Origin of the sequence: Salinarimonas ramus (genome assembly GCF_014645695.1) — a bacterium.
Lineage (GTDB): Bacteria > Pseudomonadota > Alphaproteobacteria > Rhizobiales > Beijerinckiaceae > Salinarimonas > Salinarimonas ramus.
Genome location: NZ_BMMF01000008.1, coordinates 181,733 through 202,383 on the forward strand (window position 1 = coordinate 181,733; position 20,651 = coordinate 202,383).

16 protein-coding genes and 1 tRNA gene are annotated in these 20,651 nt (G+C 71.1%); 4 read left to right on the top strand and 13 right to left on the bottom strand.

What is annotated here, in order from left to right; translation table 11 throughout:
* Positions 1-11: 11 nt before the first annotated feature.
* Positions 12-1,520, bottom strand: a complete 1,509-nt coding sequence (locus tag IEX89_RS14645; RefSeq protein WP_188913967.1) for a sugar ABC transporter ATP-binding protein — start codon at positions 1,518-1,520, stop codon at positions 12-14.
* A 321-nt stretch (positions 1,521-1,841) separates the two neighbouring features.
* On the opposite strand from IEX89_RS14645, the gene IEX89_RS14650 reads away from it, so the two are divergent.
* The 4 genes from IEX89_RS14650 to IEX89_RS14665 all read left to right on the top strand — a co-directional run bounded on the left by IEX89_RS14650 (position 1,842) and on the right by IEX89_RS14665 (position 6,466).
* Positions 1,842-2,870 carry a LacI family DNA-binding transcriptional regulator gene (locus IEX89_RS14650; protein ID WP_188913968.1) on the top strand — a complete coding sequence of 343 codons (1,029 nt, stop codon included), beginning with the start codon at positions 1,842-1,844 and terminating at the stop codon, positions 2,868-2,870.
* Between the two features lie 99 nt (positions 2,871-2,969).
* On the top strand, positions 2,970-3,242 hold the full coding sequence (locus IEX89_RS14655; RefSeq protein ID WP_188913969.1) for a hypothetical protein: 273 nt from the start codon (positions 2,970-2,972) through the stop codon (positions 3,240-3,242).
* A 150-nt stretch (positions 3,243-3,392) separates the two neighbouring features.
* A complete protein-coding gene (gene ftsH, locus IEX89_RS14660) occupies positions 3,393-5,261 on the top strand; it encodes an ATP-dependent zinc metalloprotease FtsH (RefSeq protein ID WP_188913970.1) in 1,869 nt (622 codons plus the stop codon).
* A 110-nt stretch (positions 5,262-5,371) separates the two neighbouring features.
* Positions 5,372-6,466 (top strand): 2'-deoxycytidine 5'-triphosphate deaminase, encoded by a 1,095-nt coding sequence (locus IEX89_RS14665; RefSeq protein ID WP_188913971.1) that lies wholly within the window; start codon positions 5,372-5,374, stop codon positions 6,464-6,466.
* 225 nt (positions 6,467-6,691) lie between these two features.
* Here IEX89_RS14665 and IEX89_RS14670 read toward each other — a convergent pair whose 3' ends face one another.
* The 12 genes from IEX89_RS14670 to IEX89_RS14725 all read right to left on the bottom strand — a co-directional run bounded on the left by IEX89_RS14670 (position 6,692) and on the right by IEX89_RS14725 (position 20,646).
* Positions 6,692-7,477: a dienelactone hydrolase family protein gene (locus tag IEX89_RS14670; RefSeq protein ID WP_188913972.1), complete on the bottom strand. Its 786-nt coding sequence runs from the start codon at positions 7,475-7,477 to the stop codon at positions 6,692-6,694.
* Positions 7,478-7,658: 181 nt separating this feature from the next.
* Positions 7,659-8,924, bottom strand: coding sequence for an ATP-dependent Clp protease ATP-binding subunit ClpX (gene clpX / locus IEX89_RS14675; protein WP_188913973.1), 1,266 nt, complete (start codon positions 8,922-8,924; stop codon positions 7,659-7,661).
* A gap of 277 nt (positions 8,925-9,201) precedes the next feature.
* The gene (locus tag IEX89_RS14680) at positions 9,202-9,828 is read right to left on the bottom strand and encodes an ATP-dependent Clp protease proteolytic subunit (RefSeq protein WP_188913974.1); all 627 of its coding nucleotides are present in this window, start codon (positions 9,826-9,828) and stop codon (positions 9,202-9,204) included.
* 91 nt (positions 9,829-9,919) lie between these two features.
* Positions 9,920-11,308, bottom strand: coding sequence for a trigger factor (tig, locus tag IEX89_RS14685; RefSeq protein ID WP_188913975.1), 1,389 nt, complete (start codon positions 11,306-11,308; stop codon positions 9,920-9,922).
* A gap of 128 nt (positions 11,309-11,436) precedes the next feature.
* Positions 11,437-11,521 (bottom strand) — tRNA-Leu (locus IEX89_RS14690).
* A 109-nt stretch (positions 11,522-11,630) separates the two neighbouring features.
* Positions 11,631-12,710 (bottom strand): GlxA family transcriptional regulator, encoded by a 1,080-nt coding sequence (locus IEX89_RS14695; protein WP_244645450.1) that lies wholly within the window; start codon positions 12,708-12,710, stop codon positions 11,631-11,633.
* 169 nt (positions 12,711-12,879) lie between these two features.
* The gene (locus IEX89_RS14700) at positions 12,880-13,398 is read right to left on the bottom strand and encodes a hypothetical protein (protein ID WP_188913976.1); all 519 of its coding nucleotides are present in this window, start codon (positions 13,396-13,398) and stop codon (positions 12,880-12,882) included.
* A gap of 236 nt (positions 13,399-13,634) precedes the next feature.
* Complete coding sequence (locus IEX89_RS14705; RefSeq protein ID WP_244645452.1) at positions 13,635-14,678, bottom strand: DUF4167 domain-containing protein; 1,044 nt, start codon at positions 14,676-14,678, stop codon at positions 13,635-13,637.
* A gap of 396 nt (positions 14,679-15,074) precedes the next feature.
* Entirely contained in the window at positions 15,075-15,962 is an 888-nt protein-coding gene (gene prmC / locus IEX89_RS14710) for a peptide chain release factor N(5)-glutamine methyltransferase (protein ID WP_244645460.1), read from the bottom strand.
* Positions 15,959-17,041, bottom strand: a complete 1,083-nt coding sequence (gene prfA / locus IEX89_RS14715; protein WP_188913978.1) for a peptide chain release factor 1 — start codon at positions 17,039-17,041, stop codon at positions 15,959-15,961. The genes prmC and prfA overlap by 4 nt, the downstream gene beginning before the upstream one ends.
* Position 17,042: 1 nt before the next feature.
* Complete coding sequence (gene ptsP, locus IEX89_RS14720) at positions 17,043-19,313, bottom strand: phosphoenolpyruvate--protein phosphotransferase (RefSeq protein WP_188913979.1); 2,271 nt, start codon at positions 19,311-19,313, stop codon at positions 17,043-17,045.
* 94 nt (positions 19,314-19,407) lie between these two features.
* Positions 19,408-20,646, bottom strand: a complete 1,239-nt coding sequence (locus IEX89_RS14725; protein ID WP_188913980.1) for an aspartate kinase — start codon at positions 20,644-20,646, stop codon at positions 19,408-19,410.
* Positions 20,647-20,651: the final 5 nt, after the last annotated feature.

Below are 20,651 nucleotides of genomic sequence, written 5' to 3' on the forward strand. Positions count from 1 at the left end.
GTTCATGCGCATCACGCGGCCGCGGCCGCTCCCTCCCCGACGCCCGTCGCGAGCGTGACGATGTCCTGCTCGTTGAGCCGATCGCCGGCGACCTCGCCGGCGATGCGGCCGTGGCGCATCACGATCACCCGGTGCGCGAGCCCGATGAGCTCGGGCATCTCCGAGGAGATCACGACGACCGCCTTTCCTTCCGCGGCGAGGGCCGCGACGAAGGCGTAGATCTGCTGCTTCGTGCCGATGTCGATGCCGCGGGTCGGCTCGTCGATGACGACGACGTTCGGCTCGAGGAGCATCATCTTGGCGAGGAGCAGCTTCTGCTGGTTGCCGCCCGAGAGCTCGCCGGCGAGGAGATCGCGCGAGCCGGCGCGGATGTCGAATTCCTCGAAGGCGCGGTCGAGCGCCCGGCGCTCCGCGGGCGCGTCGATGAAGGCGCCTTTGGTGAAGCGTGCGAGCGCCGCGAGCGTGAGGTTCGTCGCGAGGCTCTGGTTGAGGAGGAGCCCCTTGCCTTTGCGATCCTCGGAGAGATAGGCGAGCCCGGCCTGGAAGGCCTCGCCGGCGCCGCGCGCGTGGAGCGCGCGCCCGCCGATCCGCACGGTGCCCGAGCGCTTGCGCAGCCCCATCACGCCCTCGAAGACTTCCGTGCGCCCCGCGCCGATGAGCCCGCCGAAGCCGAGGATCTCGCCCGCGCGCACGCCGAAGGAGACGTCCTCGGCAAAGCCCGGCACGCTCACGCGCTCGGCCTCCAGCAGCACCGGCGCGTCGGGTGCGCAGAACGCCTTCTCCGGGAAGAGCTGGGTCAATTCGCGCCCGACCATGAGCCGCGCCATGTCCAGCGGCTCGAGCTCGGCGCAGGGGCGCGTGGTGACGTGGCGACCGTCGCGCAGCACCGTGACGGTGTCGGCGATGCGCTTCACCTCGGGCAGGCGGTGGGAGATGTAGAGGATCGCCGTTCCCGAGGCCCGCAGGCGGTCGATGGCGGCGAACAAGGCTTCGGATTCGATCGGCGTGAGCACCGCCGTCGGCTCGTCCATGATGACGAGGCGATAGGGCTCGACCAGCGCACGCGCGATCTGGGCGAGCTGGCGCTCGGCGATGGAGAGCCGGCGAACGGGGGCGTCCGGCGGGTAGTCGGCGCCGAGCTCGGCCAGCGCCTGGGCGGCGCGGCGCTCCATCTGCGCGTCGTCGGCGAAGAGCCCGCGCCGCGGCTCGCGGCCGAGGAAGAGGTTCTGCGCCACGCTCAGGTCCGGCGCGAGCAGGATCTCCTGGTGGACGAGGACGATGCCCGCCTCCTCCGCCGCGACGGGGTCCGTGAACGACACGTCGCGGCCGTCGAGCACGAGCCGCCCGCGCGTCGGCGCGAGGTGGCCTGAGAGGATGCGCATGAGCGTCGACTTGCCGGCCCCGTTCTCGCCGATGACGGCGTGGACGCGGCCGGGCTCGAGGTCGAGGTCGATGTCGGTCAAGACCTCGATCGGCCCGAAGGCCTTGGCGATGTCGCGTGCGCTCAGGACGGGCGCCATGGGCGTCTCCCGCTGTCGTGACGGCGTGACGACCGAGGACGACGCTCGCGTGGAGCGCCTCGCGGCCGGCGGCGGACGAGCGGGATCAGCCTGTCGAAGCGGTGGGGGCGTGCATGTCGTTTCCTTCCCGGTGTTTCCGCCCGGCCGCCTCTTTGCGAGGTCGTCGATGCCGGGTCGGATCGGCGAGCCCGTTTCGGCATCGCCGTGTAATCGATTACAGCGAGGTTGCCGCAACCGAGCGCGTCTGTCAAACGCGAGGTGCGAGACGAAGATCCGCGCCGCCCCGCGGCGGGTCGGCGAAAAAAGGAGGCGGGCCGGGCGATGGACGAGAGCGCCCCGACGACGCAGAGCGGCGTGCCCGCGCGCATCACCGACGTCGCGCGCCTCGCCGGCGTGTCGACGGCGACGGTCTCGCGCGTCCTCGCCAAGCCCGACCAGGTGGCGCCCCGGACGCGCGCACGGGTGCAGGAGGCGGTGGCCCGGCTCGGCTACGTGCCGAACCCGGCGGCGCGCACGCTGCGCTCCCAGAAGACGCGCATGGTCCTCGTCGTCGTGCCGGACCTCGAGAACGTGTTCTTCTCGCGCATCCTGCGCGGCATCGAGGAGACGCTCGCGGCCGCGGGTCACGGCATGATCATCGCCGATCTCGACCCCGCCTCGCCGCGCATGGAGGAGCTCGCCGCCTTCGCCCGCCGCCAGGTCGACGGGGTCATCCTCCTCAACGGCCGGCGTCTCGGCACGGAGGCCGAGGGCGTGCCGACGATCGCGCTCTGCGAGACCATTCCCGGCGTGAGCTTCCCTCAGATCGCCGTGGACAACCGCGCCTCCGCCCGGCGCGTCGTCGCGCATCTCGCCTCGCTCGGCCATCGGCGCATCGCTTATCTCGCGGGGCCGGAGGGCAACGTGCTCGAGGTGGAGCGCGCCGCCGGCTATAGGGAGGGGCTCGCGGCCGCGGGCCTCGCCTTCGATCCCGCCCTCGTCTGGCCGGGGGACTACACCCTCGCGTCCGGCGTCGCCGCGGCCGGGCGCCTCCTCGCCGACGGGGCGCGGCCCACCGCCGTCTTCGCCTCGAGCGACGTCATGGCGATCGGCCTCGTCGGCGCGCTGCAGGAGGCGGGGCTCGACGTGCCGGGGGACGTGTCGGTCGCGGGCTTCGACGACATCGAGTTCGCCGCCATGAGCCGCCCGGCGCTCACCACGATCCGCCAGCCGCGCCGCGACCTCGGCCGCGCGGCCGCCGAGGCGCTCCTCGCCCGCCTCGCCGGGCGCACGCCGCCGGCGCTCTCGCTCCTCGAGACCGAGCTCGTGGTGCGCGCCTCGACGGGGCCGGTGGGGCCGCGCGCGCGCTGAGATGCATCGAAACGGCGCGCGCGACGTTCCCGACAGGACGCGGCGCGCGACGAGCCGCACGTCGCGACGACGAGGGGGCGAGAGCGGGAGGACCGTCTCATGCATCGACGCCACACGATGGAGCCCGCCGGCGAGCGTGGCCGTGACTCCGTGCAGACCCGGATGTTGCAGGCGCTCGTCGCCTTCGCCACGATCATGACGGGCGCCGCCATGGCGCTGGCCCAGACCGTGACGCCGGACGATCCCGGCATCGCGGAGCCCGGGCCGGTGACGAACGGGGCCGAGGCGTGGTGGTGGTGGATCGCGATCGCGGTGATCGCCGTCGTCGTGATCTCGCTCGCCATGCGCCGACGCGGTCGCGGACCGCGCTGACGCGGGACAGGACGGACGTCCGCGACGCTGGGCAGGGGAACGCGCGTTACGTCGCGGGCGTTTTGTGCTTGACGCGTTCGCGGCGGCGCACCACGTGCGAACGATACGATGGTTCATGCCGCGCCGACGCGGCTCGGAAACGAAAGCAGCATGCGAATCCCGTCCTTCCTCGGCCGACGCCGCGCCTTCGCCCTCCTCGCCGCCGCGCTCGTCGCGACGGGGCTCGCCTTCGCGATGCCCGACGCCCACGCGGCGCAGGTCTCCTATTCCGAGTTCGTCTCGTCGGTGGAGAGCGGCGAGGTCACCTCCGTGCGCATCCGCGGGCAGGAGGTCGAGGCGGTGACACTGTCCGGGCGCCAGCTCGAGAGCTTCGTGCCCGACGGCGCCAACATCGTCCCGACCCTGCGTGCCAACGGCGTGACGATCACGGCCGAGCCGCCTCCGAGCGACGGGGCGGGCTCGCTCATCGGCGCGCTGCTCCCGATCCTGCTCCTCGTCTTCCTGTTCTTCTTCCTCTTGCGCCGCATGCGCGGCGGTGGAGGCGGCGCGGGCGGCCTCACCTCGGTGGGCAAGTCCAAGGCGAAGCTGCTGACGGAAGCCCACGGCAAGGTGACCTTCGACGACGTCGCGGGCATCGACGAGGCCAAGGAAGATCTCCAGGAGATCGTCGAGTTCCTCAAGGACCCCCAGAAGTTCCAGCGGCTCGGCGGGCGCATTCCGCGCGGCGTGCTGCTCGTGGGCTCGCCGGGCACCGGCAAGACCCTCACCGCCCGCGCCGTCGCAGGCGAAGCGGGCGTGCCGTTCTTCACGATCTCGGGCTCGGACTTCGTCGAGATGTTCGTCGGCGTCGGCGCGTCGCGCGTGCGCGACATGTTCGAGCAGGCCAAGAAGAACTCGCCCTGCATCATCTTCATCGACGAGATCGACGCGGTCGGTCGCCATCGCGGCGCGGGGCTCGGCGGCGGCAACGACGAGCGCGAGCAGACCTTGAACCAGCTCCTCGTCGAGATGGACGGCTTCGAGTCGAACGAGGGCGTCATCATCATCGCGGCGACGAACCGCCCCGACGTGCTCGACCCCGCGCTCCTGCGCCCGGGTCGCTTCGACCGGCAGATCGTGGTGCCCGCCCCCGACGTGCTCGGCCGCGAGAAGATCCTCAACGTCCACGTCCGCAAGGTCCCCCTCGCCCCCGACGTTGACATAAAGACCGTGGCGCGCGGCACGCCCGGCTTCTCCGGCGCGGACCTCATGAACCTCGTCAACGAGGCGGCGCTCCTGGCCGCGCGGCGCGGCAAGCGCATCGTCACGATGAGCGAGTTCGAGGACGCCAAGGACAAGGTCATGATGGGCGCGGAGCGCCGCACCCTCGTGATGACCGAGGACGAGAAGAAGCTCACCGCCTACCACGAGGCCGGTCACGCGGTGGTGGCGCTCAACGTCCCCGCCACGGATCCCGTCCACAAGGCCACGATCATTCCCCGCGGCCGCGCGCTCGGCATGGTCATGCAGCTGCCCGAGCACGACAAGATGTCGATGTCCTTCGAGCAGATGACGTCGCGCCTCGCCATCATGATGGGCGGGCGCGTGGCGGAGGAGATCATCTTCGGGCGCGACAAGGTGACGTCGGGCGCGCAATCCGACATCGACCAGGCGACGCGCCTCGCCAAGATGATGGTCACCCGCTGGGGCTTCTCCGAGGAGCTCGGCGCCGTCTCCTACGGCGACAACCAGGACGAGGTCTTCCTCGGCATGCAGGTCGGTCGCCAGCAGCACGTGTCGGAGGCGACCGCGCGCAAGATCGACTCGGAAGTCCGCCGCTTCGTCGAGACCGGCCTCTCGGAGGCGCGGCGCATCTTGAACGAGAAGCGCGACCAGCTCGAGACCATGGCGCGCGCGCTCATCGAGTACGAGACGCTCACCGGCCAGGAGATCCGCGACCTGCTCGAGGGCCGCAAGCCTCAGCGCGAGGAGGCCTCCGCCACCCGCCGCGGGCTGCCCTCCATTGCCAAGCCCACCTGAGGGCGCGGCTCGGGAACGGGGTCGCGCACGCGCGGACCCGTCTTGACGCCACTGCCCTGTTGCGTCGAGTGCGCGGGTAGTGCTTTGGTCCGCCCGAGGGAAGGACCATCATGACGACCGCGACGAGAGACGGCATCCAGCCGGCCGAGACCATCCGCGCGCTGGCGCAGGAGGGCGCCATCGCCGCCGCGCGGCCCTTCGCGCCCGACCAGGTCCAGCCCGCGAGCCTCGATCTGCGGCTCGGCACCCGGGCCTGGCGGGTGCGCGCGAGCTTCCTGCCGGGCCCGCGCCGCGCCGTGCGCGAGCGGCTCGCCGGCATCGCGCTCCACGAGATCGACCTCTCGCGCCCGGCGGTGCTGGAGACGGGCTGCGTCTACATCGCCGAGATCCAGGAGAGCCTGGCGCTGCCCGCCGACCTCTCGGCTTCGGCCAACCCGAAGAGCTCGACGGGGCGTATCGACGTCTTCACCCGCGTCATCGCCGACCGCGCGCAGGAATTCGACGTCGTCGACGCCGGCTACCACGGGCCGCTCTACGCCGAGATCTCGCCGCGCACCTTCCCCGTCCTCGTGCGGGAGGGAACGCGGCTCTCGCAGCTTCGCCTGCGCCGGGGCGAGGTGCGCCTCTCCGACGACGACCTGCGCGCGCTGCACGCGAGCGACACGCTCGTCACCTCGGCGACGCCCTCGTTCCAGAACGGGATCGCGGTCTCCGTGGACCTCGCGGGCTTCGGCGAGACGAAGCTCGTCGGCTACCGCGCCCGGCGCCACACGGCGCTCGTGGACGTCGACGCGGTCGGGGCCCATCCGACGGCGGATTTCTGGGAGCCGCTCCACGCGGACGGCGCGGGAGAGCTGATCCTAGACCCCGGCCAGTTCTACATCCTCGCCTCGAAGGAAGCCGTCCACGTCCCGCCGGACTACGCCGCCGAGATGGTGCCCTTCGATCCGCTGGTGGGCGAGTTTCGCGTGCACTATGCCGGCTTCTTCGACCCCGGCTTCGGCCATTCGGGCGCCAACGGCGCGGGCGCCCGCGCCGTGCTCGAGGTGCGCTCGCGCGACGTGCCCTTCATCCTGGAGGACGGCCAGATCGTCGGGCGCCTCGTCTACGAGCGCATGGCCGCGCGCCCGGCCGTCCTCTACGGCGCGGGCGCGGGCTCGAACTACCAGGCGCAAGGGCTGAAGCTCTCAAAGCACTTCGCCTGAGGCTGCGCCTCTCCCCTCCTTCCCTGTAGGGGAAGGTGGCGCCGGCGAAGCCGGTGACGGATGGGGCGCGCTGGAGGCGCGTTCCGCAAAGCGGAAGCCTCGGTGGCCCGCTTCGCACCGTCCCTTCGGCTCTCGCCGAACACGCGCCCCATCCGTCTCGGCGCTGCGCGCCGATCCACCTTCCCCTACAGGGAAGGAGGGAGGCGCGAACCGCGATGCGCGCGCTCAGCGCAGGCGCTCGTCGAGGAAGGTCAGCATCTCGTTCCAGGACTGGAGATCCGCCTGCGGATCGTAGTCGCCGCTGCCCCACACCGTGAAGGAATGGCGCGCGCCGCCGTAGATCTCCATGCGGTAGTCGATGGCGGCGTCGTTCAGCGTTGCGGCCAGGGTCGCGATGTCTTCCATGCCCGAGACCGGATCGGCGGAGCCGTGCAGGACGAGGAGATCGCCCTGCATGGCGTCCCAGGTCGCGCCCTCGGGCGCCTGCAGCCCGCCGTGGAAGCTCACGAAGGCGTCGAGATCGGCGCCCGCGCGGGCGAACTCGAGCACCGCCGCGCCGCCGAAGCAATAGCCGATCACGGCCGCCGCGTCGGCGTTCACGCCGGCCTGGGCGCTCGCCGTCTCGAGGCCCGCCATCAATCGCGCGCGCATCGCCTCGCGATCGGCGTAGAGCGCGCCGGACTGCGCGCGGCTCTCCTCCGTCGTCGTCGGGCGCACGCCCTCGCCGTAGAGATCGACCGCGAAGGCGGCGAAGCCGAGCTCCGCCAGCATGGTGGCGCGGCGCTCCTCGTAGTCGCCGAGCCCGTCCCAGTCGTGGATCACGAGGACGAGCGGACGGTCCTCCGCGAAGCCTTCGTTGACGGCCAGGAAGCCCTCGTAAGGCTGCCCGTCCACCTCGTAGACGACGCTCTCGGTGCGGATCTGCGCCTGCGCGGCGCCGGCGGCGAGGACCGTGCCGGCGAGGCCGGCGGCGAGGGTGAGGGCCGTGTGCCGGGTGAGGATGCGGGTCATGCCTCGTCCTTTCGTCTCGGGGGAGGATGCCCGTGAGGTAGCGCGCCGGCACTGCGCTTCCAGCGCGAATTCACAGAAGCCGCCCGCGCGAAGGCGGGATCTCGCGGGAGCGCGCACGAAAAACCGCGGGAGGCACGCCTCCCGCGGCTCGCATCTGCTGGCAGCTGGTGGTGCCGGCGCCTCAGGCGCTGGCGCTGGTCTTCTCGTCGCGCTCCGCGTGGATGAGGAGCGGGCCGGACTTTCCGTCGATGGTCTCGGGGCTGATGACCACCTGCTCCACCGAATCCATGCCCGGCAGGTCGTACATGGTGTCGAGCAGGATCGCCTCGAGGATCGAGCGCAGGCCGCGGGCGCCGGTCTTGCGCTCGATGGCCTTGCGCGCGACCATCTTGAGCGCCTCGTCCTGGAAGGTGAGGGCCACGTTCTCCATGTCGAACAGCCGCTGGTACTGCTTCACCAGCGCGTTCTTCGGCTCGCGCAGGATCTTGACGAGCGCCTCCTCGTCGAGGTCCTCCAGCGTGGCGAGCACGGGCAGGCGGCCGACGAATTCCGGGATCAGCCCGAACTTCAGCAGATCCTCGGGCTCCACCTCGCGGAAGACCTCGCCGGTGCGGCGGTCGTCGGGGGCGGAGACCTTGGCGCCGAAGCCGATGGACGAGCCCTTGCCGCGCTGAGAGATGATCTTTTCCAGCCCCGCGAAGGCGCCGCCGCAGATGAACAGGATGTTCGTCGTGTCCACCTGCAGGAATTCCTGCTGCGGGTGCTTGCGACCGCCCTGGGGCGGAACGGAGGCGACGGTGCCCTCCATGATCTTCAGGAGCGCCTGCTGCACGCCCTCGCCCGACACGTCCCGCGTGATCGAGGGGTTGTCGGACTTGCGCGAGATCTTGTCGATCTCGTCGATGTAGACGATGCCGCGCTGGGCCCGCTCGACGTTGTAGTCCGAGGCCTGAAGGAGCTTGAGGATGATGTTCTCGACGTCCTCGCCGACGTAGCCGGCCTCCGTCAGCGTCGTGGCGTCCGCCATCGTGAACGGCACGTCGAGGATGCGCGCCAGCGTCTGCGCCAAGAGCGTCTTGCCCGAGCCCGTGGGGCCGATGAGCAGGATGTTCGACTTGTTCAGCTCGACGTCGGAATGCTTCGAGGCGTGGGCGAGACGCTTGTAGTGGTTGTGGACCGCGACGGAGAGGACCTTCTTGGCGTGGTTTTGGCCGATCACGTAGTCGTCGAGGACCGCGCGGATCTCCTTCGGGGTCGGCACGCCGTCACGCGACTTCACGAGCGAGGTCTTCGATTCCTCGCGGATGATGTCCATGCACAGCTCGACGCACTCGTCGCAGATGAACACCGTGGGTCCGGCGATGAGCTTGCGCACCTCGTGCTGGCTCTTGCCGCAGAAGGAGCAGTACAGCGTGCTCTTCGAATCGTTGCCGCCGGTCTTGCTCATGTCCGATCTCCAATCCGAGCCCGCGCCTGCGAGGCACGGGCCGCTCCCATTCATATAGGCGCCGGGCTAACAAACGGTAGCCCCGTTGCCGAACCCGCCCGAGGTACGCGGTCCGTCTCTCGCCTCGGCCTGGGGCGGGGCGCGCCGCTCGGGTCAATCGACGCTCCCGACCGGCGGTTCCGGCATCATGCAAACACGCGCACGCCCCGTGATCAATAGCGCAGCGGGCGCGTGCGACGACAGTCGCACGCGCCCGCGCAACGGTTCCGGCGCGCGCTCAGGTCGGGCCGCCCTCGGGGCGGTGGCTGAGCACGTCGTCGATGAGGCCGAATTCCTTCGCGGCGTCGGCGCTCATGAAGTTGTCGCGATCGAGCGCGGCCTCGATCGTCTCGATGTCCTGGCCCGTGTGGCGGGCGTAGATCTCGATCATGCGGCGCTTCATCGCGTTCATCTCGCGGGCGTGGATGAGGATGTCCATCGCCGTGCCCTGATAGCCGCCGGCGGGCTGGTGCACCATGACGCGGGAATTCGGCAGCGCGAATCGGTTCCCCTTGGCGCCGGCGCACAGGAGCAGCGAGCCCGCGGACGCCGCCTGCCCGACGCAGAGCGTCGAAACGGGGTTCCGGATGAACTGCATCGTGTCGTAGATCGAGAGGCCCGACGTCATCACCCCGCCCGGCGAGTTGATGTAGAAGGAAATCTCCTTCTTCGGGTTCTCGGCCTCGAGATAGAGCAGCTGCGCCACGATCAGCGACGCGGTGTTGTCCTCGACGACGCCGGTGAGGAAGATGATGTTCTCGCGCAGGAGGCGCGAATAGATGTCGAATGCGCGCTCGCCGCGGCTCGACTGCTCGACCACCATGGGCACGAGCGTGTTGTTGTAGACCTCGACCGGATCTCTCATCGTCTCACGGCTCCCGGTGATTCGGGCCGCGCTCCGGGGGGAGACGCGGCCCAGTCCGATGTCTGGAAGGTGGGAGAGGCCGGGGCCGGGATCAAGCCTCGGCCTTCGCCGCGGACTCGCCGCCCTCGCCCTCGGTCTCGTCCTCGTCGGCGAAGAGCGCCTCCTTGGAGACGGTCTCCTCGTTCACCTTCACCTGCCCGAGAATGTGGTCGACGACCTTCTCCTCGAAGAGCGGCGCGCGGATCTCGGCGAGCGCCTGGGGGTTCTTCTGGTAGAACTCCCACACCTGCCGCTCCTGGCCCGGATACTGGCGGGCGCGGGCGATCAGGCCCTGCGTCACCTCGTCGTCGGAGACCTTGATCTCCGCCGTCTCGCCGATCTGGGCGAGCACGAGGCCCAGACGCACGCGACGCTCGGCGATCTTGCGGTACTCCGCCTTCGCCTCGTCCTCGGTGGTCTTCTCGTCCTCGAAGGTACGGCCCGACCGCTGCATGTCGGCGACGACCTGCTGCCACACGCTCTGGAACTCCTGCTCGACGAGCGTCGGCGGCAGCTCGAAGGAGTACTTCTCGTCCAGGCGGTCGAGCAGATCCTTCTTCACCTTGGCGCGCGAGCGGCCGTCGTAGTCCTTCTGCAGGGCCTCGCGCAGCGCGTCCTTGAGCGCGTCCAGGCTGTCCATGCCGAAGGTCTTGGCGAACTCGTCGTCGTAGGTCACCTCGCCCGGCGTCTGGACCTCGTTCACCTTGGTGGCGAACGACGCCTCCTTGCCGGCGAGATGCTGGGCCGGATAGGCCTCGGGGAAGGTGACGACGATGGTGCGCTCCTCGCCGGCCTTGGCGCCGACGAGCTGGTCCTCGAAGCCCGGGATGAAGGTGTTCGAGCCGAGCTCGACCGTCACGCCCTCGCCCTTGCCGCCCTCGAACTCCTCGCCGTCGATGGAGCCGACGAAGTCGACCACGACGCGGTCGCCCGCCGCGGCGGCCTCGCCCTCGGCCTTGGCGGCGAAGGGCTTCTGCTGCGCGGCCATGCGCTCGAGCGCCTCGGTCACCTCCTCGTCGGAGACCTTGGCCACCGGCTTCGTCACCGCGACGTCGGAGACGTCGACGATCTCGAAGGAGGGCAGCACCTCGAGCGCGACCTTGAAGGCGAGATCGGACTTGGCGTCGAGCGCCTTCTCCATCTCGTCCTTGTCCTCGGGGAAGTCGTAGCGGGGCTGGTTGGCCAGCTTCAGCGCGTTCTCGTCGACGATCTTGCGCTCGGCCTCGGCCACCGCGTTCTGCACGACCTCGGCCATGACCGAACGGCCATACAGGCGGCGCAGATGCGCGACCGGCACCTTGCCCGGGCGGAAGCCGTTGATCCGCACGCGGTCCTTCAGGGTGGCGAGCTCGTCGCCGAGCCGCTTCTCCAGCTCGGAGGCCGGCAGGACCACCTGGAATTCCCGCTTCAACCCGTCCGACAGCGTCTCCGTCACCTGCATCGCGTCAATCCGTTCTCGATCCTCGAATGAGCTTCTGGCCGCCGAACGATCCGCTCGATCGAGGCGCGGGAAGGGCAGCGCCGCCGTATCGACCGGAAAGCTCCGGAAACCTCTTCGTCCGGCGGTCTTGGTGCGGGCGGAGGGACTCGAACCCCCACGACTTTCGCCACCGGAACCTAAATCCGGCGCGTCTACCAATTCCGCCACGCCCGCGCCGCGGGGCGGCACGCCACCCCGTACCGGGACGCGGCTCTATATCACGCTCGCTCGCTCGCGCACCAAAAAAATCGAGGCCGGCGAAGCGTCGCGGCGCGACAGGCCCTCATCCGTCCTCCGGCGCGAGCGCCGACGCGCGGCGGCGGGGGCGCCCGCCCACCGCCATGCTCTCGCGGGTCTGCGGCTTGCGCTCCGCAGAAGGCTGGCGACCGAAATGCTCGAGATAGGTCTTCGAGAAGTACGACGCCGACACGAATCCGCATGCGAGCGCGATCTCGAGCACCGGCAGGCTCGTCTGCCGCAGGAGATGGCGCGCACGCTGCAGGCGCACCTTCATGTAGTAGCGCGTCGGCGGCTCGCCGAGATACTTGACGAACAAGCGCTCCAGCTGGCGCTGCGAGAACCCCGCCCCGCGGGCGAGCTCGGCGCAGGGCAGCGGCTCCTCGACCGTCTCCTCCATCCGCTGCACCACCGCGAGGAGGCGAGGATGCGCCACCCCCACGCGGGCGCGCAGGTCCATGCGCTGGCGCTCGCGCGCTTCGCGGATGCGATTGTGGATGAGGAGATCGGTCACCTGCGAGGCCACGTCCGCGCCCTGGTCCTGCGCGACGAGCGACAGAGCCATGTCCGCGGCCGCCATGCCGCCCGCGCAGGTGAAGCGGTTGCGGTCGATCTCGAACAGCTCCTCGCTCACCTCCAGATCGGGGAAGTCGGCGGTGAGGCCCGACGCGTACACCCAGTGGATGGTCGCGCGGTAGCCGTCGAGGAGGCCGGCCTTGGCGAGCAGCCAGGAGCCGGTGCACACCGCCCCGATCTCCGCGCCGTGGGCGGAGAGCCGGCGCAGGGCCGCGATGGTCTCGCGATGATCGAACCCCTGGATGCCGTTGCCGCCGCACACGATGGCGCGGTCGAGCGCCTGCGCCCGCGCCGCCGGCGCGTCCGCGGCGACGGCGACGTCGTTCGAGCCGCGCACCGGCGCGCCGTCCGGCGAGTAGAGCCGCCAGGAATAGAGGTCGCGCCCCGTGGCGTAGTTCGCCAGGCGAAACGGCTCGATGGCGGAGGTGAAGGCGATCATCGAGAAGTTCGGCGTCAGGAAGAAACCGAGCTCCATCGTCCCCGCCCGTCCGGCGGCGTCCGCCTCGCCCGAAACGGCCGCGCCCGTGTCACTTGCCGTGATCGCGTTCATGCTCGCCTCCGCGGCACCGCAGCCGGTGGATGATAGCGGTCCGAACGCCCGCGCGACCACCATGCCCTGCTCGAGAATACCGACAAGGGTATCGAAACGAACACACGCTGTCGCAGGCGTCTCGCCGGGCGGAGCGATCTCCGGGGCCGGCTGGGCCGCCGGCTTCCGGTCACTGTCGCTCGAAGACGAGATTCGTGATCTCCTGGCGCTGGCCGTCGACCACGTCCGTGACGCGCAGGGTGAAACGGTCGGAGCCCTCGGGGTTCTCGATGATCATGCGCTGACGCCCGCCGCCGACGCCCTCCGGAAAGCGCACGGCGAGCTCGATGCGGTCGCCCGCCACCTCGCCGGAGAGCTGCGCCGGCCCGACCCGCGCGCCGACATAGACGCCGCGATAGGTCCCGCTGCCGTCCACCGCGAGATCGGCGCCGATGGCGCGGGTGAAGATCAGCATGGCGCGGCAGGTGCCGGCGAGCGCGATGCGCGCGGCGTCCGCCTCGCCGTCGACGGTGCAGGTGACGCGCCGGGGCTCGGGGTCGGACTCGCGCTGCACGGTGCCGGCGCCGACCCAGCGGCCCTCGAAGCGCTGGTTGAAGGCCGGGCTCGCATCGGCGGGGCCGAGACCGCCCGCGAGGAGGAGAGGCGCGAGGGCGCCGGCGAGAATGGCGGTTCGGCGTGCCTGCCGCATGACGTGCTCCTGTCGTTCGCCCCCACGACCCCGCAAAGCGCTCGGGCCCCTCGATCGCAAAGCTCTCGAACGCGGGCGGAGGCGTCGCGGTTCGCGAGCGTCAGCGTCGCAGGGATCGCCCGAGGAAGCAACGCCGTGTGGCGGGCACCGGCTGCACGAAAAAAGGGCCGCTCGCGCGGCCCTTCCTCGTCTCGTCGCCTCTCGTGCACGGCGCGACGGTCACGCCGTGCGCCGGATCACTCCGCGGCTTCCGCGTCGCCGGAGCCGGCGTCGGGCGCCTTGCGGCGCGTGCGGCGACGCGGCTTGGGGGCCTCGCCGTCCTCGGCGACCTCGACGGGCGCTGGCGCGGCGGCCGCCGCCGTGCGGCGGGTGCGGGTCGGCTTGGGCGCGGGCTCGTCCGCCTCGACGGCCGGAGCCGGAATCGGCGCCGGGCGCGTCACGAAGGCCGGCAGGCTCTGCGCGACGTTCTCGTCCTCGGCCTCCGGGCGACGGCGCTCGCGGCGTGGACGCTCGCGACGCGGCTCCTCGCGCGCCTCCGGCTCGGACCGGACATCGGCCCGCTCGCCGCCGCCGAAGCGCGGCTCGCCCTCGCCGTTGCGCGCGTCCTGACGGTAGTCCTGGCCGCGCGAATCCTGGCCGCGCGAATCCTGGCCACGGAAGTCCTGGCCACGACCGTCCTGACCACGACCGTCCTGACCACGGAAGTCCTGCCCACGACCCTCTTGGCCACGACTTTCTTGGCCACGACTTTCTTGGCCACGACCCTCGCGCGGCTCCTGCCCGCGGAAGTCCTGCTGGCGACCGTCCTGGCGGCCGTCGCGCCGGTCGCGGTTGAAGCGCTCGCGATTGCCGTCGCGGCGGTTGCCCACGTTGCGATCGTCGCGACGCTCGTCGCGCCCGCCGCGGTCCTCGCGACCGTTCTGGCGGGCGAAGCTCGGCTGCGGCTGCATCGAGGGATCGAGATCTTCGAGACGCTCGCCGCCGCGATAATCGCCGTCGTCCTCGCCTTCCTCGCCGTCGTCGTCGAAGCCGCGCTGCGGGAAGCCGTACTGCTGACGCAGCTGCTCCTGAGCGGCCGCGATGATGCGGTAATAGTGCTCGGCGTGCTGGAAGTAGTTCTCCGCCATCACCGGATCGCCGCTGGCCAGCGCATCACGCGCGAGCTGGCTGTACTTGTCGGCGACTGTCTGCGCGGTGCCGCGGACCTTCACGTCGGGGCCGTTGGACTCGTAGCTGCGCGTGAGCGGATTGGGGCCCTTGTTGCGGCTACGACCCCGCATGCGCCTGTTCTGGTTCGGTCTCATGGATGTGCTTCGACCCTCAACTGGCCTCTCGTCGTCGACGCGAGCGAAATGCGCGCGGACGAGGATCAGCCGTCGTCGGCGCGCGCCTCCGTCATCTTCCGGGCCGACCCTGCGGCTTTCGCCGCCCGCCGTCCTCGATGTCGGGTTCCAAGACCGCCGGACCGTCTGGCGCCCCGTCCTGGCGGTGATCGTGTAGCCCCGTCGTCGCTGATTCGCACGAATCGGCGTGTCGAGCGCTCTGGGGTCTCGTCGATTGCGGCCGCACCCTAGACGCTTCGGAGCGCGCCGCCAAGCGTTATTTGGCCGTCGCTCCGAGGGAATGCAAGGGGCGCAATGCGAGGGGCATCGAGAAGGGCGCGCGCCGGTGCCCTGTCAGCGCCGGAACGCCACGACGCGCTCGACCCCCGCGAGGTCGCGGGCGATCCGCACGAGGGAGAGCCCCCGCGCCTCCCCCATCGCGGCCACGTCCGCCGCCTGGCCGATCCCCACCTCGAGCGCGAGGACGCCCTCCTGCGCGAGGAGGTCGCGTCCACGATCCACGATGATCCGGTAGGCGTCGAGCCCGTCGGCGCCGCCGTCGAGGGCGCGGGCGGGGTCGTGACCGCGCACCTCAGGCGCGAGCGCGGCCAGATCGGCCGCGGGGATGTAGGGCGGGTTCGACACGACGAGGTCGAAGCACGGATCGGGCGCCAACGCCGCCGTCCAGTCGCCGACGAGGAAGGCCGCGCGATCCGCGACGCCGTTCGCCCGCGCGTTCTCCCGCGCCGTCCGGGCGGCCTCCGGCGAGCGGTCGAGGCCGAGACCCCAGGCGCCGGGCGCCTCCGAGAGCAGCGCCACGAGAATGCAGCCCGATCCCGTGCCGAGATCGAGGATGCGCGCGCCCCTCCCCTTCTCGTCCGCGAGACCGAGCGCGAGCGCCACCTCGACCAGCGTCTCCGTGTCGGGCCGCGGCACGAGCGTCTCCGGCGCGAGGCGGAACGGCAGCCCCCAGAACTCCGCTTCGCCGAGGATGCGCCAGACCGGCTCGCGGGCGAGGCGTCGCGCGGCAAAGCCCAGGAGCCGCGCGAGGGCGCCCGGATCGAGGGGCCGATCGAGATCGGCCAGGAGCGTTCCCGTGGAGACGCCGGCCACCTCGGCGACGAGGATGCGCGCGTCGAGCACCGGCTCGTCGAGCCCCGCCCGCGCGAAGGCGGCGCGCAGTGCCGCCAGCGCCGCGCCGCGGGTCGTGCCGGGCGCGAGGCGCAATCCGGCGGCGCTCACCCCTGCTGCTCCGCGAGCAGCGCCGCCTGATGCTCGGCCACGAGCGCGTCGACGACCTCGTCGAGCGCCTCTCCCGCGAGCACGGCGTCGAGCTTGTAGAGCGTGAGCCCGATGCGGTGGTCGGTGACGCGGCCTTGCGGGAAATTGTAGGTGCGGATGCGCTCGGAACGATCGCCCGAGCCGACCTGCGCCTTGCGATCGGCGGCGCGGGCCGCGTCGGCGCGGGTGCGCTCGAGGTCGTAGAGCTTGGCGCGCAGGAGCTGGAGCGCGCGCGCCTTGTTCTTGTGCTGGGAGCGCTCGTCCTGCACCACGACGGCGATGCCGCTCGGAACGTGGGTTATGCGCACCGCCGATTCGGTCTTGTTGACGTGCTGCCCGCCGGCACCGCCCGAGCGCATCGTGTCGATGCGCAGGTCCGTCTCGTCGAGATCGAGATCGACCGATTCCGCCTCCGGCAGCACCGCGACGGTCGCCGCCGAGGTGTGGATGCGCCCGCCGCCCTCGGTCTCCGGCACGCGCTGCACGCGGTGCACGCCGCTCTCGAACTTGAGCCTGGCGAAGACGCCGCGCCCGACGATCTCGGCGACGATCTCCTTGTAGCCGCCGACCGCTCCTTCCGAGACCGACATCACCGACACGCGCCAGCCGTGGATCTCGGCGTAGCGGGAATACATGCGAAACAGGTCGCCCGCGAAGAGCGCCGCCTCGTCGCCGCCGGTGCCCGCGCGGACCTCGAGGATGGCGCTGCCCTCGTCGGCGGCGTCCTTGGGAATGAGCATCAGCTGGAGGGCGCGCGCCGCCGCCTCCGCCGCCGCCTCGGCCTCCTCGCGCTCGTCGTAGGCGAGGGCGCGCATCTCGCCGTCCGTCGCGGGATCGGCGATCAGCGCCTCGATGCCCGCGAGGTTCTCCTGCGCGGCGCGCCAGGCGCGGATCGCGGCGACGACGTCGTCGAGCTCGGACAGCTCGCGCGAGAGCGCCACCACGGTCTCGGAATCGGGACCGGCGGCGAGCATGTCTGTGATGACGGCGTGGCGCTGGACGATGGCGTCGAGGCGCTCGGGCGGTGGCGAGAGCGTCATGTCAGAGCGGGATATGGTGCGCCTCCGCGAAGGCCGCGAGCGTGGGGCGCAGCGAATCGTGGGCGTCTTCGCGGCCGAGCTCGCGCGCGAGGAGCTCGGCGATGCCCGACGCCTCCGCCGCGATGAGCGCGGCCTTCACCGGGCCGACGGCGGCGGGCGACATGGAGAGGCTGCGATAGCCGAGCCCCACGAGCGCGAGCGCCTCGAGCGGCCGGCTCGCCACCTCGCCACAGACGGAGACGCGGCAGGTCGTGCCCTTCGCGGCGTCGACGATGGTGCGGAAGGCGCGCAGCGCGTTGACCGAAAGCGCGTCGTAGCGGTTGGCCACCTGCCGGTTCTCGCGGTCCGCCGCGAACAGGAACTGGAGCAGGTCGTTCGAGCCTACCGAGACGAAGTCCGCCCGCGCGCAGATCTCCTCCATCTGGAAGAGCAGCGAAGGAACCTCGATCATCACGCCGACCTCGATGGCGGTGGGCAGGTCGTGGCCGTGGCGGGTGAGGTGGGCGATCTCGCGGTCGACGATGGCGCGCCCGCGCACGAACTCCTCCACCGTCGCGACCATCGGGAACATGATGGCGCAGGCCCGCCCCGCGCTCGCCTTGAGCAGCGCGCGCACCTGGCTGCGCAGGAGGCCCGGCCGGTCGAGCCCGATGCGGATCGCCCGCCAGCCCAGCGCCGGGTTCTCCTCCTCGATCTGCGACATGTAGGGGAGGATCTTGTCGCCGCCGATGTCCAGCGTCCGGAAGACGATGGGCGCCTGCGGCCCGATCTGGTCGAGCACGGCGCGGTAGAGCTTCTGCTGCTCGGCGGTGGAGGGCATGCGCTCCGCCACCATGAACTGGATCTCGGTGCGGAAGAGCCCGATGCCCTCGGCGCCGGTCTCGGCGAGATGCGGCAAATCGACGAGGAGGCCCGCGTTGAGATGCAGCTCGACGGCGACCCCGTCCTTCGTCGTCGAGGGCACGTCGCGCAGCGCCCGGTACTGCTCCTGGCGCTTGGCGCGCAGCCGCGCCTTCTCGGCATAGGCCGCCTCGATGTCCGGGCGCGGGCGAACCTGGATCTCGCCGGCGACGCCGTCGACGATGATCGCGTCGCCGGGCTCGACGAGCGAGGTGACGTTCTCCACCTCGCCCACGGCCGGGAGCCCGAGCGCGCGCGCGACGATGGCGACGTGGCTCGTGGGCCCGCCCTCCTCCAGCACGATGCCACGCAGGTTGGCGCGCTCGTAATCGAGCAGCGCCGCCGGGCCCATGGACCGCGCGACGAGGATCGCGTTGTCGGGCAGCGCCTCCGCGGCGGCGACGAAGTCGCGCCCCACGAGCTGGTGGAGCAGGCGGTTTGCGAGATCGTCGAGGTCGTGCAGGCGCTCGCGCAGGTAAGGGTCCGTCTGGCGCAGGAGCCGCGCGCGGGTGTCGGACTGGACGCGCTCGACGGCGGCCTCCGCGGTGAGGCCCGTGAGCACCACCTCGCGCATGCGCCTGAGCCAGCCCTGGTCGTGGGCGAACATGCGCACGGTCTCGAGCACCTCGCGGTGCTCGCCGCCGTCGCCGACGTCGCCGCGCTCCACCAGCGCGTCGATGGAGGCGCGCACCGCCTTGATGGCCGTCTCGAGGCGCTGGACCTCCGCCTCGGGATTCTCGGCGATGAGGTTCTTCACGACGACGCGCGGCTCGTGCAGCACCACGTGGCCGAGCCCGACGCCGTCGGCCAGCGAGACGCCCTGGATGTAGAGCGGGCGGCGCACCGCGATGTCCGCGCCCGGCTGCGCCAGCGCCTGCAGCTCGCCGGAGGCGACCATCTCGGCCAGCACCATCGCCGTGGTCTGGAGCGCCTCGATCTCCTCCTCGGTATAGGTGCGCATCGTGCGGTTCTGCACGACGAGGACCCCCAGCGTGTTGCCCGCCCGCAGGACCGGCACGCCGAGGAAGCCGTGATAGATCTCCTCGCCCGTCTCCGGCTTGTAGGAGAAGGCGGGATGCGTCTGCGCGTCGGTCAGCGCCAGCGGCTGCGCCTCGCGGGCGATGAGGCCGACGAGGCCCTCGTCGGCGCGCATGGTGGTGAGGTGGACGGCCTCGCGATTGAGGCCCTCCGTGGCGTAGAGCTCGAGCGTCTGGTCCGCGCGCAGGACATAGACCGAGCATACCTCGGCCACCATGTTGGCCGCGATCAGAACCACGATCCTGTCGAGCCGGTCCTGCGTGCTGATCGGCTCCGCCATGATCTCGCGGAGCTTGCGGAGCAGAACGCGCGGACCGCCGGGAGGCGCTCTCATCGGCAGGGCCGAGTCTCCTTGACGCGCGGGCGGCTTGCCCGCCTCGGGGTTCGGGCGCGCGGACCTCGCGCGCCGCTCGTCGTCCGCGCCCTCCTCAGGCCGCGTCCAACCCGTATAGCGAGTGCAGCGTGCGCACGGCAAGCTCGGTATAGGCGGCGTCGATCAGCATCGAGAACTTGATCTCGGACGTCGTGATGGCGCGGATGTTCACGCCCTTGTCCGCCAGCGCCTTGAAGGCCTTGGCCGCGACGCCGGCATGGCTGCGCATGCCGACCCCGATGGCGGAGACCTTGACCACGTCGGTGGCGCCTTCGAGCGATTCGTAGCCGATCTTCGGTTGCAGCTCCTCGAGCAGCGTCCGGGCGCGCGCATAGTCGCCCGCGGGCACCGTGAAGGTGATGTCCGTCGTCGCGTGGTCGCGGGAGACCACCTGGATGATCATGTCCACGTTGATCGCGGCGTCGGCCAAGGGCACGAAGATCGAGGCCGCGACGCCAGGCGTGTCCGCCACCCGCCGCAGCGTGATCTGGGCCTCGTCCTTGGAATAGGCGATGCCGGTGACGGTCTGCTGTTCCACGATGTCCTCCTCGTCACAGATCAGCGTGCCGGGCTTGGGGTCTGTCGGGTCGTCGAAGCTGGAGCGGACGTAGGTCTTCACGCCGTAGAGCATGGCGAGCTCGACGGAGCGCACCTGCAGGACCTTGGCGCCCAGGCTCGCCATCTCGAGCATCTCCTCGTAGGAGACCTTGTCGAGACGCTTGGCCTTGGAGACGATGCGCGGATCCGTCGTGTAGACGCCGTCCACGTCCGTGTAGATGTCGCAGCGCTCCGCCTCCAGCGCCGCGGCGAGCGCCACCGCGCTCGTGTCCGAGCCGCCGCGCCCCAGCGTCGCGATCCGGCCCGTGGGCGCGTGCACGCCCTGGAAGCCGGCGACGACGGCGACCTCGCGCCGCTCCTCGAAATGCGCGGAGATCTTCGAGCCGTCGATGCCGAGGATGCGCGCGGAGCCGTGCGCGCCCGACGTCTCGATGGGGATCTGCCAGCCCTGCCAGGAGCGCGCGGGGATGCCGATGGATTGCAGGACGATGGCCAGCAGCCCCGCCGTCACCTGCTCGCCCGAGGCGACGACGGCGTCGTATTCCCGCGCGTCGTGGATCATCGAGGCCTCGCGGCACCACGCGACGAGCTCGTTCGTCTTGCCCGCCATGGCGGAGACCACGACGGCGACGTCGTAGCCGGCCTTCACCTCGCGCTCGACGTGCCGCGCCACGTTGCGGATGCGGTCCAGGTCCGCGACGGAGGTGCCGCCGAACTTCATCACCAACCGGGGCATCGGGG

Coding starts and splice junctions, on each gene's coding strand:
- IEX89_RS14645 (WP_188913967.1), bottom strand. CDS start 1,520: ATGGCGCCCGTCCTGAGCGCACGCGACATCGCCAAGGCCTTCGGGCCG.
- IEX89_RS14680 (WP_188913974.1), bottom strand. CDS start 9,828: ATGAGAGATCCGGTCGAGGTCTACAACAACACGCTCGTGCCCATGGTG.
- IEX89_RS14695 (WP_244645450.1), bottom strand. CDS start 12,710: ATGAACGCGATCACGGCAAGTGACACGGGCGCGGCCGTTTCGGGCGAG.
- clpX (WP_188913973.1), bottom strand. CDS start 8,924: ATGAGCAAGACCGGCGGCAACGATTCGAAGAGCACGCTGTACTGCTCC.
- IEX89_RS14650 (WP_188913968.1), top strand. CDS start 1,842: ATGGACGAGAGCGCCCCGACGACGCAGAGCGGCGTGCCCGCGCGCATC.
- IEX89_RS14725 (WP_188913980.1), bottom strand. CDS start 20,646: ATGCCCCGGTTGGTGATGAAGTTCGGCGGCACCTCCGTCGCGGACCTG.
- ptsP (WP_188913979.1), bottom strand. CDS start 19,313: ATGAGAGCGCCTCCCGGCGGTCCGCGCGTTCTGCTCCGCAAGCTCCGC.
- IEX89_RS14665 (WP_188913971.1), top strand. CDS start 5,372: ATGACGACCGCGACGAGAGACGGCATCCAGCCGGCCGAGACCATCCGC.
- IEX89_RS14655 (WP_188913969.1), top strand. CDS start 2,970: ATGCATCGACGCCACACGATGGAGCCCGCCGGCGAGCGTGGCCGTGAC.
- ftsH (WP_188913970.1), top strand. CDS start 3,393: ATGCGAATCCCGTCCTTCCTCGGCCGACGCCGCGCCTTCGCCCTCCTC.
- tig (WP_188913975.1), bottom strand. CDS start 11,308: ATGCAGGTGACGGAGACGCTGTCGGACGGGTTGAAGCGGGAATTCCAG.
- IEX89_RS14700 (WP_188913976.1), bottom strand. CDS start 13,398: ATGCGGCAGGCACGCCGAACCGCCATTCTCGCCGGCGCCCTCGCGCCT.
- IEX89_RS14670 (WP_188913972.1), bottom strand. CDS start 7,477: ATGACCCGCATCCTCACCCGGCACACGGCCCTCACCCTCGCCGCCGGC.
- prfA (WP_188913978.1), bottom strand. CDS start 17,041: ATGACGCTCTCGCCACCGCCCGAGCGCCTCGACGCCATCGTCCAGCGC.
- IEX89_RS14705 (WP_244645452.1), bottom strand. CDS start 14,678: ATGCGGGGTCGTAGCCGCAACAAGGGCCCCAATCCGCTCACGCGCAGC.